The organism is Sporosarcina sp. FSL K6-6792, assembly GCF_038004885.1.
Taxonomy (GTDB): Bacteria; Bacillota; Bacilli; order Bacillales_A; family Planococcaceae; genus Sporosarcina; species Sporosarcina psychrophila.
Map to the genome: position 1 here is coordinate 4431424 of NZ_JBBOSA010000001.1, position 17214 is coordinate 4448637.

Annotated in this window: 18 protein-coding genes; all 18 read left to right on the forward strand. The window is 41.7% G+C overall.

The annotated features are described in order from the left end of the window. Positions 1–17: 17 nt before the first annotated feature. The 18 genes from flhA to MKZ26_RS21340 all read left to right on the forward strand — a co-directional run bounded on the left by flhA (position 18) and on the right by MKZ26_RS21340 (position 17184). Positions 18–2048: a flagellar biosynthesis protein FlhA gene (gene flhA, locus MKZ26_RS21255; protein WP_187045389.1), complete on the forward strand. Its 2031-nt coding sequence runs from the start codon at positions 18–20 to the stop codon at positions 2046–2048. Continuing rightward, positions 2048–3160 (forward strand): flagellar biosynthesis protein FlhF, encoded by a 1113-nt coding sequence (flhF, locus tag MKZ26_RS21260; protein WP_340767455.1) that lies wholly within the window; start codon positions 2048–2050, stop codon positions 3158–3160. Before flhA ends, flhF begins: the two co-directional genes overlap by 1 nt. Continuing rightward, positions 3153–4019, forward strand: a complete 867-nt coding sequence (locus tag MKZ26_RS21265) for a MinD/ParA family protein (protein ID WP_340767456.1) — start codon at positions 3153–3155, stop codon at positions 4017–4019. The genes flhF and MKZ26_RS21265 overlap by 8 nt, the downstream gene beginning before the upstream one ends. Before the next feature lies 1 nt (position 4020). After that, positions 4021–5169: a protein-glutamate methylesterase/protein-glutamine glutaminase gene (locus tag MKZ26_RS21270; protein ID WP_340767457.1), complete on the forward strand. Its 1149-nt coding sequence runs from the start codon at positions 4021–4023 to the stop codon at positions 5167–5169. 13 nt (positions 5170–5182) lie between these two features. Further along, on the forward strand, positions 5183–7222 hold the full coding sequence (locus MKZ26_RS21275; RefSeq protein ID WP_187045386.1) for a chemotaxis protein CheA: 2040 nt from the start codon (positions 5183–5185) through the stop codon (positions 7220–7222). Between the two features lie 15 nt (positions 7223–7237). Continuing rightward, positions 7238–7705, forward strand: coding sequence for a chemotaxis protein CheW (locus MKZ26_RS21280; protein ID WP_187045385.1), 468 nt, complete (start codon positions 7238–7240; stop codon positions 7703–7705). After that, positions 7695–8327, forward strand: coding sequence for a chemotaxis protein CheC (locus MKZ26_RS21285; protein WP_340767458.1), 633 nt, complete (start codon positions 7695–7697; stop codon positions 8325–8327). Before MKZ26_RS21280 ends, MKZ26_RS21285 begins: the two co-directional genes overlap by 11 nt. Before the next feature lies 1 nt (position 8328). Beyond that, positions 8329–8823 carry a chemotaxis protein CheD gene (locus MKZ26_RS21290; protein ID WP_187045383.1) on the forward strand — a complete coding sequence of 165 codons (495 nt, stop codon included), beginning with the start codon at positions 8329–8331 and terminating at the stop codon, positions 8821–8823. A gap of 286 nt (positions 8824–9109) precedes the next feature. Continuing rightward, entirely contained in the window at positions 9110–9892 is a 783-nt protein-coding gene (locus MKZ26_RS21295) for a FliA/WhiG family RNA polymerase sigma factor (RefSeq protein ID WP_187045382.1), read from the forward strand. Further along, positions 9889–10194: an RNA polymerase subunit sigma gene (locus MKZ26_RS21300; protein ID WP_340767459.1), complete on the forward strand. Its 306-nt coding sequence runs from the start codon at positions 9889–9891 to the stop codon at positions 10192–10194. Before MKZ26_RS21295 ends, MKZ26_RS21300 begins: the two co-directional genes overlap by 4 nt. Before the next feature lie 5 nt (positions 10195–10199). Further along, positions 10200–10700, forward strand: coding sequence for a DUF6115 domain-containing protein (locus MKZ26_RS21305; protein WP_340767460.1), 501 nt, complete (start codon positions 10200–10202; stop codon positions 10698–10700). A gap of 245 nt (positions 10701–10945) precedes the next feature. Continuing rightward, positions 10946–11671, forward strand: a complete 726-nt coding sequence (gene rpsB, locus MKZ26_RS21310) for a 30S ribosomal protein S2 (RefSeq protein ID WP_067211184.1) — start codon at positions 10946–10948, stop codon at positions 11669–11671. Positions 11672–11757: 86 nt separating this feature from the next. Next, entirely contained in the window at positions 11758–12642 is an 885-nt protein-coding gene (gene tsf, locus MKZ26_RS21315) for a translation elongation factor Ts (protein ID WP_067211181.1), read from the forward strand. A gap of 259 nt (positions 12643–12901) precedes the next feature. After that, positions 12902–13627: a UMP kinase gene (pyrH, locus tag MKZ26_RS21320; RefSeq protein WP_340767461.1), complete on the forward strand. Its 726-nt coding sequence runs from the start codon at positions 12902–12904 to the stop codon at positions 13625–13627. Continuing rightward, positions 13627–14184, forward strand: coding sequence for a ribosome recycling factor (gene frr, locus MKZ26_RS21325; RefSeq protein ID WP_067211177.1), 558 nt, complete (start codon positions 13627–13629; stop codon positions 14182–14184). Before pyrH ends, frr begins: the two co-directional genes overlap by 1 nt. Positions 14185–14433: 249 nt before the next feature. Beyond that, positions 14434–15228 (forward strand): isoprenyl transferase, encoded by a 795-nt coding sequence (locus MKZ26_RS21330; protein WP_340740392.1) that lies wholly within the window; start codon positions 14434–14436, stop codon positions 15226–15228. Beyond that, on the forward strand, positions 15225–16019 hold the full coding sequence (locus tag MKZ26_RS21335) for a phosphatidate cytidylyltransferase (RefSeq protein ID WP_340767462.1): 795 nt from the start codon (positions 15225–15227) through the stop codon (positions 16017–16019). The genes MKZ26_RS21330 and MKZ26_RS21335 overlap by 4 nt, the downstream gene beginning before the upstream one ends. A 16-nt stretch (positions 16020–16035) precedes the next feature. Next, on the forward strand, positions 16036–17184 hold the full coding sequence (locus tag MKZ26_RS21340) for a 1-deoxy-D-xylulose-5-phosphate reductoisomerase (protein WP_340767463.1): 1149 nt from the start codon (positions 16036–16038) through the stop codon (positions 17182–17184). Positions 17185–17214: the final 30 nt, after the last annotated feature.

Sequence of the window (17214 nt, forward strand, 5' to 3'; positions counted from 1 at the left end):
AAGAAAGTAGGGATGACATGCAATTTAGAGATATAGGAGTACTCGCCGCGGTAATCATGATCGTTGCGATGCTTGTCATCCCGCTTCCACCATGGCTTTTAAGTTTCTTGATAATTATAAATATTACACTTGGACTTTTAGTTCTTTTAACAGCCATGAACATGCAGGAAGCGTTACAGTTTTCAATTTTCCCTACCTTATTACTTTTGCTTACACTTTTCCGTTTGGGCCTTAACGTTTCAACGACTCGGGCAATCTTGTCAAACGGAGATGCGGGTGGAGTTGTTGAAACGTTCGGTACCTTTGTTACGGGAGGAAATATCGTCGTCGGTCTCGTTATCTTCGTCATCCTTGTCATTATTCAGTTTATCGTCATTACAAAAGGTGCGGAAAGGGTTTCTGAAGTAGCTGCCCGTTTTACGCTCGATGCAATGCCAGGGAAACAGATGAGTATCGATGCTGACTTGAACGCCGGTATGATTTCTGAAACAGAAGCACGAACGAGACGTGAAAAAGTAAGTAATGAAGCGGACTTTTACGGAGCAATGGATGGGGCAACAAAGTTCGTTAAAGGAGACGCAATTGCCGGTATTATTATCGTTATTATCAACTTACTTGTTGGGATGATAATAGGGGTAGCTCAAATGGGTCTGCCATTCGCAGAAGCTGCCATCCTCTTCTCACAATTGACGGTCGGTGATGGTATCGTTTCGCAAATACCAGCCCTTCTTATCTCAACTGCAACAGGTATTGTTGTTACTCGCGCCGCGTCTAAAGGAAATCTTGGTTCAGATATAACAAACCAGCTTCTTGGACAACCTAAACTTCTTTACGTCGCAGCTGTAACAGTGCTATTACTAGGTCTTGCTACACCAATTAATGACATATTTACACTTCCAATCGCGATTACACTTGCAGTAGCCGCCTATATAATGTCTAACAAGGTCGAAGAAGATCCTAAGGAATTATTGGAGATGGAAGAAGATCTTGAAACGGAAGGTCTAAAAAGTCCAGAAAATATTGTCAATCTGTTAAATGTAGATCCAATCGAATTCGAGTTTGGCTATGGGCTTATTCCGCTCGTTGACGCGACGCAGGGGGGGGATTTACTCGACCGTGTCGTTATGATTCGTAGACAGCTGGCAATTGAGCTGGGTCTCGTTATCCCGGTTGTTCGTATTAGGGATAACATCCAGTTACAACCAAATGAGTATAGGATCAAGATTAAGGGAAGTGAATTAGCAAGAGGGGAATTACTTCTTGATCATTACCTAGCAATGAGTCCGGGCGGGGACGATTCGATTGAAGGGATTGATACAATCGAGCCATCATTCGGTCTTCCAGCTAAATGGATAACGGAAGACGTCAAAGAAGATGCAGAGATTCTCGGATATACGGTTGTTGACCCGCCGAGTGTTGTTTCGACGCATCTGACAGAAGTGATTCGTGCGAATGCTGCAGATTTGATTGGCCGTCAAGAAACAAAACAACTGGTCGATCATGTGCGTGAAACATTCCCGATTCTTGTCGACGAGCTCACGCCTACACCGTTATCGATTGGTGAAATTCAAAAAGTACTTGCGAAGTTGCTGAACGAGCATGTTTCGGTACGGAACTTGCCAATCATCTTTGAAACACTTGCGGATTATTCGAAATATACATCAGATGTCGACGTTTTAACAGAGTATGCTAGACAGGCCCTTGCAAGGCAAATTACAAATCAGTATGCATCTGCTGGTCAATCGCTTAAAGTGTTAACCGTCTCTGGCAAAGTTGAGAAAATGATTGCGGATAGTATCCAACAAACGGAACAAGGCAATTATTTATCCCTTGACCCGCAACATTCCCAGGAAATTCTCGAGTCGATTGCAGGGGAAGTAGAACGTGTCGCATTGATGGACCAATCACCGGTTGTCCTATGTACGCCTGCAATCCGTATGTATTTGAGACAAATAACGGAACGATACTTCCCTCAAATTCCGGTATTATCTTACAATGAACTTGAGGCTTCAATTGAAGTCCAAAGTGTTGGGGTGGTGGATATCTGATGAAAATGAAAAAATATACAGCGGAAACAATGGTAGAAGCCATGAAAAAAGTTCGTATGGACTTTGGTGATGATGCGCTCATCCTTAGTTCAACTGTTGTTAAATCAAAAGGGTTCCTAGGTTTATATAAAAAGAAATCTGTAGAAGTTGTTGCGGGTTTTGATGAGCCGGTTTCGAAAATAGAAGAAACAGCTTCTTCTATTATTTCTTCACGCCCGGTACAAGAAGACGATACATCAATAGAACTAAAAAAAGAAATGAACGAAATGAAAAAAATGTTGAAAGATATGCAACAAGCTGCTACTCATTCTCGTTTCCCTGATGACGTGAAACCACTACTTGCACATCTTGAAAAACAGGGTCTGTCCGTAAATTTCATCACTGAGTTAGGGGAGAATCTTTACGGCAGGATGAAAGCGGAGAAAAAAGATTTCACAAATGAAGAGCAACTTCTTATTGTGAAACAATTTCTTGAACGAGAAATCGGAGATTTACCGTTTGGGGGCATTTCTTTCAATAAAAAATTCATAAATGTTCTTGGACCAACAGGAGTTGGAAAGACCACAACTATTGCCAAAATTGCTGCACGGGCGCTTCTTGAAAAAAAGAAGAAAATCGGTTTTATCACAACTGATACGTATCGAATAGCAGCTATTGAACAACTTCGTACATATGCGAACTTGTTGCAAGCTCCTGTGGAAATTGCATATAACAGCAAGGATTTCGAACAAGCAATCGAGAGACTGGCTGACCGTGATTTGATATTTATTGATACGGCAGGTCGAAATTATAAAGAAGCTAAGTTTGTAGAAGATTTGACGCGTCTAATCGATTTTTCACTAGATATGGAATCATATCTAGTTCTCTCAATGACGTCTAAAGAAGAAGACATGCGGGTAATCATTGAACAGTTCAAATCATTTTCAGTTGAAAAGTTCATATTCACAAAAATGGATGAGACCGGATCAATTGGTCCAATGTTTAATCTGATGAAGGACTATGGTATCGGAACTGCGTATTACACGGATGGTCAGGAAGTTCCAGAAGATATTACTGAGGCAGATAGCATGAAACTGATTTCCTTGTTAGTAAAGGGTGCTTATGATGCGTGATCAGGCGGAAACACTTAGGCTCAAGATGCTGAAGTCCCAAGGTAAACTGTCAAAATCAATTGCCATTGTCAGTGGTAAAGGCGGTGTTGGGAAATCGAATTTTTCAACAAATTTCGCCCACGCCCTATTAGCTAAAGGTAAGAAAGTAATTATCATTGATATGGACATTGGAATGGGCAACATCCACATTCTTCTTGGTATGGCCCCGCGGAATAGTTTGACAGACTATTTACTTAATAAAAAAGAAATTGATGAAGTGGTAAATGAAGCACCTGGAGGTTTGTCGTTCATTTCTGGGGGTTCTGGGCTGGATATGGTGATGGAATGGTCGGCAGCTATGTTCGATAGGCTAATCCAAGCGTTCGAATATTTACAACAAGGATATGATTTCATCTTGTTTGATATGGGAGCGGGGGCAACGCAACGTTCAATCGAATTGATTGTTGCAGTCGATGAAATTATTGTCATTTCGACAACTGAACCAACATCCATCACTGACGCCTACTCCATGATGAAATTCATTTGCCTGCAAGACCCGGAAAAGGTATTCAGTATTGTCAGTAACCGTGTTTCAAAGGGTGATGATGGCAATGATGCTGTAACGAGACTTCAATATGCTATGCGTAAGTTCCTAGGGAAAGAGACTAAGATTCTTGGCTTCCTGCCTGAAGATCCAGTAGTTCACAAGGCAGTGCTTGCACAGGAGCCATTTATACTACTATATCCAAAGGCACCTATATCCAAAAGAATGATGGCAATTGCTGAGACGTTTGTCAGTCCAAGTTCTGAAGAAGAGTTCAATCAAGGAGAAGGGTTCCTAAGCAAAATGAGGAGTATATTCGCGAAAGGGCGTGGATGATTTGAATACAGGCAATCGCAAGAAAGCGCTTGTTGTGGATGATTCGGCATTTATGCGTAAGCTCATATCCGATTTCCTGTCGGGCCATCCCGAAATTGAAGTAGTTGGTACTGCACGTAATGGTAAAGAGGCTGTCGAAAAGGTGAAAAGTTTGAAACCAGACGTTGTGACCATGGATGTAGAAATGCCAATTATGGATGGTCTCGAAGCGTTAAAAGAAATTATGTCGAGCCATCCAGTGCCGATTGTCATGTTGTCAAGCACAACGAAAACTGGAACAGAAAATACGATGCTCGCTATGGAATATGGTGCAGTTGACTTCGTCGCGAAGCCGGGTGGGGCAATATCCTTGAATCTCCACGAGGTAAAGGAGGAGATTCTAGGGAAAGTTATTGCCGCTTCAGGGGTACAGTTGTCTACGTTGACAAGAAAGATTACGGGCCGACGTTTGACGCAGCCAATTATTTCAAAATCAACCACTAAATCGGTTGATAAAGCCGTTGAAATACCTACCTTTATTCCTAATCGGAGTCAGTTAGCGAATGTGTCTCAAAATAAGATTCCCAAAACAGGTAAAACATTTGTTATAATAGGCACATCGACAGGGGGACCTAGGGCACTGCAGGAAGTGCTGACGGGTATACCCGCATTAATCGGTGTTCCAATTCTGGTTGTTCAACATATGCCTCCAGGTTTTACAAAATCCCTTGCAGATAGACTGGACGGTCTTTGTGATATTCATGTAAAAGAAGCAGAAGATGGCGAGTTGCTTGAAAATGGTACTGCCTATATTGCACCGGGCGGCAAACATCTAAAAATGATGAAAAAGGGCATGTACTACTATGTCCGTCTAGACGCTGTGGATCCCCCACGTGCGGGACATCGCCCATCTGTTGATGTTCTGTTGGAGTCAGCTGCCGAGAATACGGAGTTGAACTTTTTGACTGTTATCATGACAGGCATGGGGTATGACGGGAAAAATGGTATGGAAGTTCTACGGAAAAATGGTAAAACAATTACTATTGCAGAATCGGCAAAGACATCAGTCGTATATGGCATGCCAAAAGCAATAAAAGAAGCTGGTTTTGCCGATGAGGTCGTTGACTTACACGATATTTCAGAATCGATTATTGGCATTATAAAGTCTTGAAGGAGGCGTCACGATGGATACAAATCAATACTTGGAAATGTTTATAGATGAGAGCAAGGAGCATCTACAAGCGTGCAACGAACATCTGTTGGAACTCGAGAAAAACCCGCTAGATCTTGCCATTGTAAATGAAGTATTCCGGTCCGCTCATACGTTGAAAGGGATGTCGGCAACAATGGGGTATGAAGACATCGCCGATCTTACACATATGATGGAAAATGTATTGGATGCAATCCGTAATTCGAAAATTCGTGTTACAGCTGAAATTTTGGATGTTGTTTTTCAAGCTGTCGATTACCTTGAAGAGATGGTGATGGATATCGCCTCAGGTGGAACAGGTAAAAAAGATGTAACCAAACTTGTAGAGTCATTGAACAGGATTGAAGTTGGTGGGGCGGTGGTAGCTGAAACTGCAGCAGCTGTTGTACTAGAAGATAAAGTAAGCCATGAAGATTCACTTCGTTATGATGGGTACGAAATGACTGTCCTTAGTCAATCATTTGAGCAAGGCTTTAGCGCATTTGAAATTAATGTGAAACTACGAGACGATTGTTTATTGAAAGCGGCAAGGGTGTATATGGTATTTGAAATACTGGAAAAATCCGGCGAAATCATTAAAACTGAGCCGAAAGTAGAACGGCTTGAAAATGAAGACTTTAACGAAACGTTTACAGTGGCGCTTATTACAAAAGAAGATGCGGATGTCTTGAAAGCCAAAGTATTGAAAGTGTCCGAAATTGAAAGCGTGTCTGTCATACCTGTTACAACTGATTACTTGAAACGTGATAACGATGACGCGTCTGCTAAAGAGACAGAATCGATTACGCCTACTATTATCGATGCAGATGCTAAAAACGGTTCAACTGAGCAAAAAGGAAAACGGAACTCAGGTGTACAATCCGGTAATAAAACAATTCGTGTGAATATTGATAGACTGGATGTTCTCATGAATCTGTTTGAAGAGCTGATTATTGATCGGGGGAGACTTCAATCAATCGCAAGTGAAATCCATAACCCAGAATTGAATGAAACGGTCGAGCGGATTACGCGTGTATCTGGTGATTTGCAAAGCATCATCTTGAACATGCGCATGATACCAGTTGAGACAGTATTCAATCGTTTCCCTAAAATGGTCAGGCAGTTGGCACGTGATCTTAACAAGAAAGTTGAACTCGAAATCATTGGAGCTGAAACTGAACTTGATCGAACAGTTATTGACGAAATCGGGGATCCTCTTGTTCACTTGATTCGTAATGCACTGGATCACGGTATCGAAAGTCCAGCTGAGCGTGTCGCCAAAGGGAAGCCAGAAGAAGGTACTGTAACTTTACGTGCCTATCATTCGGGTAATCATGTATTTATAGAGCTTGAAGACGATGGAGCCGGTGTTAATCGTGAACGTGTCCTTGCAAAAGCAATTAAAAGTGGCATTGTTACAAAAGAAACAGCTGCAACACTGACGGACCGTCAAGTAGCTGAACTCATTCTGGCATCTGGCTTCTCGACAGCTGAAAAAATTTCGGATGTATCTGGGCGTGGCGTAGGGTTAGATGTCGTGAAAAATACCATCGAATCACTCGGCGGATTTATGTCAATCGAATCAAAAGAAGGACAAGGTTCCTTATTCCAAGTCCAACTTCCATTAACGCTATCAATCATTTCAGTTATGCTAGTAGAATTGAAAAAAGAAGTGTTTGCGATACCGTTGTCATCAATCATTGAGACGGCTATCATTCAGACTTCTGAAATTATGAATGCACATAACCAACAAGTTATCGATTTCCGTGGCAATATCATACCACTATTAAATTTGACGGAAATTTTCGAAATACCAGAACAAAATAGTGAATCGGATGGCTATCAGTCTGTAGTCATTGTCCGAAAAGGCGAAAGATTAGCGGGACTGGTTGTCGATTCATTCATCGGGCAACAGGAAATTGTGTTGAAGTCGCTTGGTAATTATTTGCAAAGTGTATTCGCGATATCCGGTGCAACGATTCTTGGAAATGGACAAGTTGCACTCATTGTCGATTGCAACGCATTGATTAAATAAGCGGGGGTGAAAAATATGACTGACAAACTCAATCAAAAAGAAATGAAAGTAATTGTTTTTCAATTGTTGGATATGGAATATGCCATCGGTGTTGATATCGTTCAGTCAATCGAAAAAGTGCTTTCGATTACTCGGGTTCCCAAAACGCCAGCTTATGTTAAGGGAGTTATTAACCTTAGAGGGATCGTTACGCCAATTGTCGACTTGCGTGAGCGGTTTGGCCTCACTTCAAAAGAGATGGATGACAGTACAAGAATAATTATTGTCACACTAGACGAATATGATGTAGGGCTGATTGTAGATGCTGCGAATGATGTACTCGACATTCCAGTAAATGCAATCGAGCCACAACCGGAAGTCGTCGGTTCCATCGAATCAGACTTCATTTCTGGTGTCGCTAAAGTGGATAAACATCTTCTTGTTATGCTAAATCTAGATAAAGTTCTCGAGCCCGTGAAGCGGGTGATATCAGATGAACTCTGACAACGCGATTACGGACATGCATCTTGATGTATTAAAAGAAGTGGGGAATATTGGAGCTGCGCATGCGGCGACTTCATTGTCACAACTGCTTAATCGTAAAATCGATATGCATGTTCCAAATGTCAAACTAGTATCATTCGATGAGATGTTTGACCTTGCTGGTGGTGCCGAAAAAATAGTTGCTGGAATCTTCCTTCGCATTGAGGGGGATTTGTCCGGCAGTATGTTTTTCGTTCTTCCTGTGGAATCAGCAAATCACTTCATTAGAAGATTGATTGGGGACGAGACATTCGATTTTGCCTCTCCTAATCTACCTGAAATAGGAGTATCTGCGATGCAGGAACTAGGCAATATTCTTTCGGGTTCTTACTTGTCCGCTCTGTCCGATTTTACAGGCTTGAAAATTTATCCTACAGTACCTTCGTTAAGTGTCGACATGGTTGGTGCAATCGTCAGTTTCGGACTGATTGAAGTATCTCATTATAGCGATGAAGTCATCGTTATTGACACGCAGATTCGTGAGGAAAGTGAGGAAGGAATTTCAAGTGTAGACGGTCACTTTTTCCTGCTTCCGGACCCTTCATCTTACGTTACAATTTTCCGTTCACTAGGTGTAATGTGAGATGGTGATTTTGAGTGAGGTAATTCGGGTAGGAATTGCGGATATGAATATCGTCAAAGAGCCGATGACAATTAGAACTTCAGGTCTGGGTTCATGTGTCGGAATTGTGCTCTACGATGAGCGTAAAAAGATTGCGGGAATGGTACATATCATGCTTCCGGATTCCAGTCTTGGTAAATCGGATCGCATTAATGTCGCTAAGTTTGCGGATACCGGTATTTACGCGTTGATGGAATTGCTCAAGGCGGAAGGTGTCAGACCGATGGCTTTGAAGGCGAAAATTGCGGGTGGTTCACAAATGTTTCAATTCGGTTCAAGCGACACGATTCGCATTGGTCCGCGAAATGTTGAAGCCGTTAAACAAGAATTGAAACGATTGTCTATCCCAATTATTGCTGAAGACACAGGTGGCTCGAGCGGCCGTACAATTGAATTTAATCCTACAGAATCTATACTGAACATCCGTACAGTAAACTTAGGGACAAAAGAAATCTGAAAAAAGAGCGGATGAATTCGTTCACTGGACAATTAAGTACGGCGGCTGGTCAGTTCAGTCGCCTTTTTTCGAATGAAAGTATAAGTTTTTTCTACTTCGATTGGTGTCTAGACTCCAGGCGCCAGCCGCTCGGGGCATAAGCAATCCAGCTATGTGGCAAAGAGCGCCACGTCGCTGGATCGACTTATGCCTGTCGCGTCTAAGTAGGCGCCTTGCGCTTTTCTTACGTTTCTTTGCTATAATATGAGTAACTATGACGGAATCACCATGGAAAGTGAGGGATTCGATGTCGAAACAGGATTTGATGGAGGAAGCCGTATGTTGGGACCTGTGGATTCGTAATCGTGATCCCGAAGCAGGAGACATACTTGTCCGTAAGTACACGCCGCTTGTCAGCTATCATGTGCAACGAATTAGCTCTGGACTGCCACGTAACGTTTCGCGTGATGACATAATGAGTCTAGGACTTCACGGTCTATTTGACGCCTTAACGAAATTCGATCCAAGTAGGGATTTGAAATTTGATACGTATGCATCTTTTCGTATCCGTGGAACCATTATCGATGGCTTGCGGAAAGAAGATTGGTTACCGCGTTCTTCTAGGGAAAAATCCAAAAAACAAGAAGAAGAAATTATGAAGCTTGAGCAGAAGTTGCAACGTCATGCTACACCAGAAGAAATTGCTGAGCACATGGGAATAAGTGTAGATCAGGTATATCAGACTGTCCATGAACATTATTTTTCAAACGTCCTTTCTATTGATGAGAAAGTCAATGACGATGACGATGAAGGACAAAAGTCGTTTATCATAAAGGATGAAGGTACAAAGACTCCTGAGCAGAAGACTATGATGACTGAATTGATTGGTGACTTGATTACTAAAATCAATGAACTAAATAAAAATGAACAGCTTGTATTGAGCTTTTTTTATACAGAAGAAATGACTCTTACAGAAATCGGTGAGATTTTAGGTTTATCTACGTCGCGGATTTCTCAAATTCACTCGAAAGCGCTATTCAAACTTCGCAAACTATTAGCAACTGAAATTGTTGATGGAGGGATCTTATGAGTTTGAAGGGGATTGAACTGCAAATTGCGATACCCAAGACCTTCGATGCGGGAAAAATCGCAGAACAAAAGCACCAACAAACCCAATTAAACTTAGATCATGCCAATTCACTTATGGAACGGCAAGCGTTGAAAGGCAAAGAAACTGTCTTGGAATCGGAAGAGGCAGCGAAGGCGGCGGCAGATGGACATCGACCGGAACATGATCAAGGAGAGTTACAAAACGGAGACCACCAACAAAATGAAGAGGAAAAGAAGACGATACACCCCTATAAAGGTGCGTTTGTTGACTTTACAGGCTAATGACGATGATAACGATTTTCTTAGTGTTTCTATTCATCATACAAATAATCAGTTTTTACTTCCTAGCTTTGCTTTACACTAAAGTTACGAAGTTTGATGATCTCGAAAAAAAACAGCGCAAGCTTATGGCTGAAATGGATAATTCGATTGTCGCATACTTATCGGAGTTGAAAGACGAGAATGAGCGCTTAATTGAACAGCTTACAGTCTATGCTCAACAACCTGCTGTCAAAAAAACAACTGTAAGTGCTTCACAAGAGTCTGTGGCATCAGAAGAAGTTCGACCAGTAATTCGTACAAGCATACCTAAAATGCCAGTTAATCTTGCTCTCAAGTCTTATAAGGCAGCAGGACAGGCCACTGAGGAGTCTAAGGCGCCAGTTGAAGCCGAGGATGCAAGAACGCAGGTAATTAGACTGCACGACGCGGGGCAGTCTATAGAAGAAATTGCTAAGCAACTAGGCAAAGGACGTACAGAGATAGAGTTAATCTTGAAATTCAGATGAAGTATATATTTTAAACAAATGAATACCTATATAAACTAAGCGAAGATGCTTTACAAGGGGCAGTCGAAGCGAGTTCAATGGGATTCTTCATTACAAACTATGAAGGTTGCAATAAAGATAATCATATGGTATATTATCGAATGGTAATACTACACACGTGGACGGACGTCAGGAATGGTGCCGATAGGTCGTTTTGGCGGATGAGGTGCACGGAGGGAATTAAACCAAAACAGGAGGAATACAAAATGTCAGTTATCTCAATGAAACAACTGCTTGAAGCCGGAGTACACTTCGGTCACCAAACACGCCGCTGGAACCCGAAAATGAAGAAATTCATCTTCGTGGAACGTAACGGAATCTACATCATCGATCTACAAAAAACGGTGAAAAAACTTGAAGAAGCTTACGCATTCATGCGTCAAGTTGGTGCTGATGGCGGTAAAGTTCTATTCGTCGGTACTAAAAAACAAGCACAAGATGCAATTAAAGAAGAAGCTGAACGCGCTGGAATGTATTATATTAACCAACGCTGGCTTGGTGGAACACTTACAAACTTTGGCACAATCCAAAAACGTGTTGCACGTATGAAACAAATCGAGAAAATGGAAGAAGACGGTACATTTGACGTACTTCCTAAAAAAGAAGTTGGACAACTTAAGAAACAACACGAACGTCTTGTGAAATTCCTTGGCGGAATCCGTGATATGAAAGCAATTCCGGATGTTATGTTCGTTGTTGACCCACGCAAAGAACGCATCGCGGTTGCTGAAGCAATCAAATTGAACATTCCACTAGTTGGAATCGTTGACACGAACTGTGATCCAGACGAAATTGACTACATCATTCCTGCGAATGATGATGCAATTCGCGCAGTACGTCTATTGACTAGCAAAATGGCTGATGCTTTGCTTGAATCAAGACAAGGCGAAGACGAAGAAGCGACTCAAGAAGAAACTGTAGCTGCAGAGTAAATCCAGTAAATGAAAAGACGATAAGCGGCTTATACCCTTATCGTCTTTTTTCGGAATTGATGGCATAAATAGGAGGAATGGAAAAAATGAAAATTACAGCGCAAATGGTTAAGGAATTACGGGAAAAAACAGGTACAGGTATGATGGACTGTAAAAAAGCGTTAACAGAAACAAACGGTGACATGGAAGCGGCAATTGATTTCCTACGTGAAAAAGGTCTTTCTAGTTCTGCTAAGAAAGCGGATCGTATTGCTGCAGACGGTACAACGTATATTCATGTTGACGGTAACGAAGCAATTATTCTTGAAGTGAACGCAGAAACTGATTTCGTAGCTAAAAATGAAGGTTTCCAAACACTTGTAAACGATCTTGCTGTACACCTTCTTGCTACAAAGCCTGCTACAGTCGAAGAGGCAGTTGCATCTACATTGCCAAACGGATTGTCAGTAGCGGATCATATTTCAAACACTGTTGCTAAAATCGGTGAGAAAATTACACTTCGTCGTTATGAAATTCGTACGAAAACAGATAACGATGCTTTCGGACCGTATTTGCACATGGGTGGACGAATCAGTGTTCTTACTATTGTTGAAGGTTCAACAGATTCAGATGCAGCAAAAGACGTTGCAATGCACATTGCAGCATTGAATCCGAAATACGTTTCACGTGACCAAGTTTCTGCTGAAGAAGTTGAGCACGAACGTAAAATCCTTACAGAACAAGCGCTTAACGAAGGTAAACCAGAAAACATCGTTGCGAAAATGGTTGAAGGCCGTATCGGTAAATACTTCGAAGATATTTGTGTACTTGATCAGGCATTTGTTAAAAATTCCGATCAAAAAGTTGGCGATTTCGTGAAATCAACTGGCGGTACATTGAAAGAATTTATCCGTTATGCAGTTGGTGAAGGTATTGAAAAACCTGAAGATAACTTCGCAGATGAAGTTATGAGCCAAGTTAAAGGTAACTGAGCCGTTATAGACTAACAAATGGGGAACACATGCGTGTGTTCCCCATTTTTCAAGAGCTAAGAAAGTATAAGTTTTTCAACATGGAACAGTGTCTAGCTCCAGGCGCCTAGGAGATTGGGGCATAAGCCAGTCCGGCTATGTGTGCAAAGAATGCCACGTCACCGGCCCATCTTATGCATGTCGTGGGCCTACAGACTGCGTTCATTTATAATAGGCGCTTGTGCTTTTCTTAAGAAAAAAGAATAGATGGAGGATACAAATGAGCAATCCAAAATATAAACGTATCGTCTTGAAATTAAGCGGAGAAGCACTTGCTGGTGATCAAGGTTTCGGTCTATCGCCAGAAGTTATTAAAAACGTTGCAATACAAGTGAAAGAAGTTGTTGACCTAGATGTCGAAGTTGCCGTTGTTGTCGGAGGCGGAAATATTTGGCGCGGTAAAGTTGGCAGTGAAATGGGAATGGATCGTGCGACAGCAGATTACATGGGAATGCTCGCTACGGTTATGAATTCCCTTGCTCTACAAGATTCACTTGAGAAAATTGGCGTTGAAACTCGTGTCTCTTCATCAATTGAAATGAGACAAGTTGCGGAACCATACATACGCCGCAAAGCAATCCGCCATCTTGAAAAGAAACGGGTCGTCATTTTTGCAGCAGGTACGGGGAATCCGTATTTCTCAACTGATACGACAGCAGCGCTCCGCGCAGCTGAAATTGAAGCGGACGTCATTCTTATGGCGAAAAACAATGTGGACGGCGTTTATTCAGCTGACCCGGCTAAAGATAAGAATGCAATTAAATACTTAGAACTATCGTTTTTGGATGTCATTAACCAAGGGCTTGAAGTAATGGATTCAACGGCTTCAACTCTATGTATGGACAACGATATCCCACTCGTAGTATTCTCTATTATGGAAAATGGAAATATTAAGAGAGCCGTCCTAGGTGAATCGATCGGGACGGTCGTCAGGAGGAATTTATAATGGCTAACGAAGTAATGGATCAAGCGAAAGATCGTATGGAAAAAGCAATTGGTGGATATACGAGAGAACTAGCGTCTATTCGTGCAGGACGTGCAAGTGCTGCAATGCTGGACAGATTAACTGTTGAGTATTACGGTGCTCCTACTCCAATATCACAGATGGCTGGTATTTCAGTACCTGAGGCACGTCTGCTTGTCATTCAACCCTATGACAAGACAATACTTGCTGATATTGAAAAGGCAATCATGAAATCGGATATCGGAATTACACCTTCTAATGATGGTAGCGTTATCCGTCTTGCTGTTCCAGCATTGACAGAAGATCGCCGAAAAGAACTTGTGAAATCTGTGAAAAAAGAAGCAGAGGAAGCAAAAATAGCGATACGTAATGTTCGTCGTGATGCGAATGAAGATTTCAAGAAACTTGAAAAAAGTAGTTCAATTACTGAGGATGAACTACACCGTTATGGTGAAGAAATCCAAAAGTTGACGGATTCACAAATCGTGAGAATCGATGAAATTGCAAAAGATAAAGAAAACGAAATCATGGAAATCTGATAGAAGAACTTTCTATATTCCGAGACGTCCTAATTTCAGGACGTCTTTTTCTTTGCTTAGGAAATTATAAAGCTCTCGGCCTGTGGATAACCTATGAAAGGTCCTACCCCGCGTCGAGACTCCAACGCCCTTGAACAGGCGTTTCCGTATTTGTTCTTTATGAACAGCAATAAAAAATGAAATTAACCGTCTAATTTGTTACGATAGAGTATGTACTTGCTCTGATAGTAGCTGAGTGGAGGAAACGATATGCTGGAAAAAATATTTGGGAAAAAAACTGTGGTGGCAGCTAGTTCAATTTCGGACCGAATGACAACTGTTAAAAGCAAGCATATCCCTGCCCACGTGGCGATTATTATGGATGGCAACGGCAGATGGGCGAAACGGCGTAATTTACCGAGGATTGCAGGTCATCATGAAGGGATGAAAAAGGTTCGTGTAATAACACGCATCGCAAATGACCTTGGTGTAAAAGTGCTTACACTTTATGCCTTTTCTACGGAAAATTGGAAACGACCGAAACTAGAAATAGATTTCTTGATGAAACTTCCAGGGGAGTTTCTTAGCACTCACCTCCCAGAATTAATCGAGCAAAACGTGAAGGTAGAAATGATTGGAAACTTTGATATGTTGCCAGATCATACGAAAAAAGCGATTAGTAAGGCAATGGAAGAAACAAAGCACAATGACGGTTTAACATTGAATTTTGCCATGAATTACGGCAGCAGGCTAGAACTTGTCGAATCTGTCAAAGAAATTGTGGCACTGGTAGCGGATGGTTCAATTAATCCTGAAGATATTGATGAGTCACTCATTGGATCCCATTTAATGACCGCTCATTTACCGGAACCAGATTTACTGATCCGCACAAGCGGTGAAGTCAGGTTGTCCAATTTCATGCTTTGGCAGCTCGCATATGCCGAGCTTTCTTTTACAGACGTGTTGTGGCCAGATTTTGATGAAATATGCATGCTGAATGCGATTGAAGAATTCCAATTGCGAAATAGACGTTTTGGTAGTGTAGAAGGGAATGGAGACGTTTGAAACAGAGGATACTAACGGCAATCGTTGCGCTTATCTTTTTCGTTCCACTAGTTGTAATAGGTGGGTTGCCCTTCACGATTGCAGTTTATGCAATTGCAACAATTGGGTTATATGAACTTTTACGGATGAGGGACATTCAATTAATTTCAATTGAAGGTATTTTGACATGGGTTGCGCTTGCAATATTACTTATGCCTGCCAATTGGAGCAGCACCGTCTTCGAAATGGTTGGTTATACAAAAATCGAAATGACATTTGCTATTGTCCTTATGCTATTGATTTATACAGTTGTTGTTAAAAATCGATTTACGTTCGATCATGCAGCTTTTTCTGTTTTGGGTGTGTTGTATGTCGGAATTGGGTTTTATTATTTGATTGAAACGAGAATATTCGGAATCGAATATGTCGTATATGCTTTGATGGTAATTTGGGTTACGGATTCCGGTGCCTATTTCACAGGTAGAAAAATAGGTAAGCGTAAATTGTGGCCGGAGATCTCCCCGAACAAGACAGTGGAAGGTTTTGTAGGCGGTGTATTGTCAGCTGTTGTTTTTGCTTGCATCTTCCAAATCTATTTCCCTATTGCTTCTACATATATCATACTTATTGTTGTGACGATTATTGCATCGATTGTCGGGCAATTGGGCGACCTTGTCGAATCGGCACTAAAAAGGCATTATGAAGTGAAGGATTCAGGAAAGCTCCTGCCAGGTCATGGTGGGATTCTAGACAGGTTCGATAGTCTCCTTTTTGTACTGCCATTACTTCATTTTCTACACTTTGTAGGATAAGGGAAAGGGTGTCTACATGACGAAGAAAATAAGTCTACTAGGGGCTACAGGCTCCATCGGTATACAGACACTGGATATCATTGGTTCCAACCCCGATAAATTTAAGCTCGTATCTTTTTCAGCTGGTTTGAATATCGATAGTGTAAGGGAAATTGCTTCAGCGTATCATCCACAAATGATATCTGTAATAAGATGTGAAGATGCCGAAATGCTGAAAACGGAATTTCCCGCTATCGAATTTGTTTACGGAGATGAAGGCCTTGTTGAAGTTGCGGCACGTACGGGTGCAGATATATTGCTTAATGCCGTCATCGGCAGTGTTGGACTTAAACCAACACTTGAAGCAATCCGCGCTGGGATAACTATTGCTATTGCCAATAAGGAAACACTTGTCGCAGCAGGAGAAATCGTTATGAGCGAAGCCCGTAAATACGGTGTTCCGATTTTACCCGTGGATAGTGAGCATTCAGCACTTTTCCAAGCGTTGAACGGTGAAGATCCGAAACGTATTTCTAGGCTCATTTTGACGGCTTCAGGCGGAAGTTTCAGGGATCTTACCCGGGCAGAACTTTCAAACGTGACGCTTGAACAAGCTCTTGCGCATCCTAATTGGTCAATGGGCAATAAATTAACAATCGACTCGGCGACCATGTTGAACAAGGGGCTTGAAGTGATTGAGGCACATCATCTTTTTGCAATGCCTTATGAAAAAATTGATTGTTTGCTTCATAAGGAAAGTATCATCCATTCGATGATCGAGTTCGAAGACACAAGTGTCATGGCGCAACTTGGTTCACCAGATATGCGCGTACCTATCCAATATGCTTTGACCTATCCAGATCGGATTCCAATGCAAAACGCGAAACCGCTTCGTCTCGAAGAAATTGGAATGTTGCATTTTGAGAAAATGGATTTAGTTCGTTTTAAGGCGTTGGGACTTGCATATGCTGCTGGTAAAGAAGGTGGTACAATGCCAGCTGCCATGAATGCTGCAAATGAAGTGGCTGTAGCGTTGTTTATGAATGGTCGTATTCCATTTGTGCAAATTGAAGACATCATTGAACGAGTAATGGAGGCGCATCGAACAATTCTAACTCCGAGTCTTGAAGCAATTTTGGAAACAGATTCGCTTACTCGAAAAATGGTGTATGCTATGGTAGAATGAGTTTTTTAGAAACGGCCAAAGAGGTCAGTG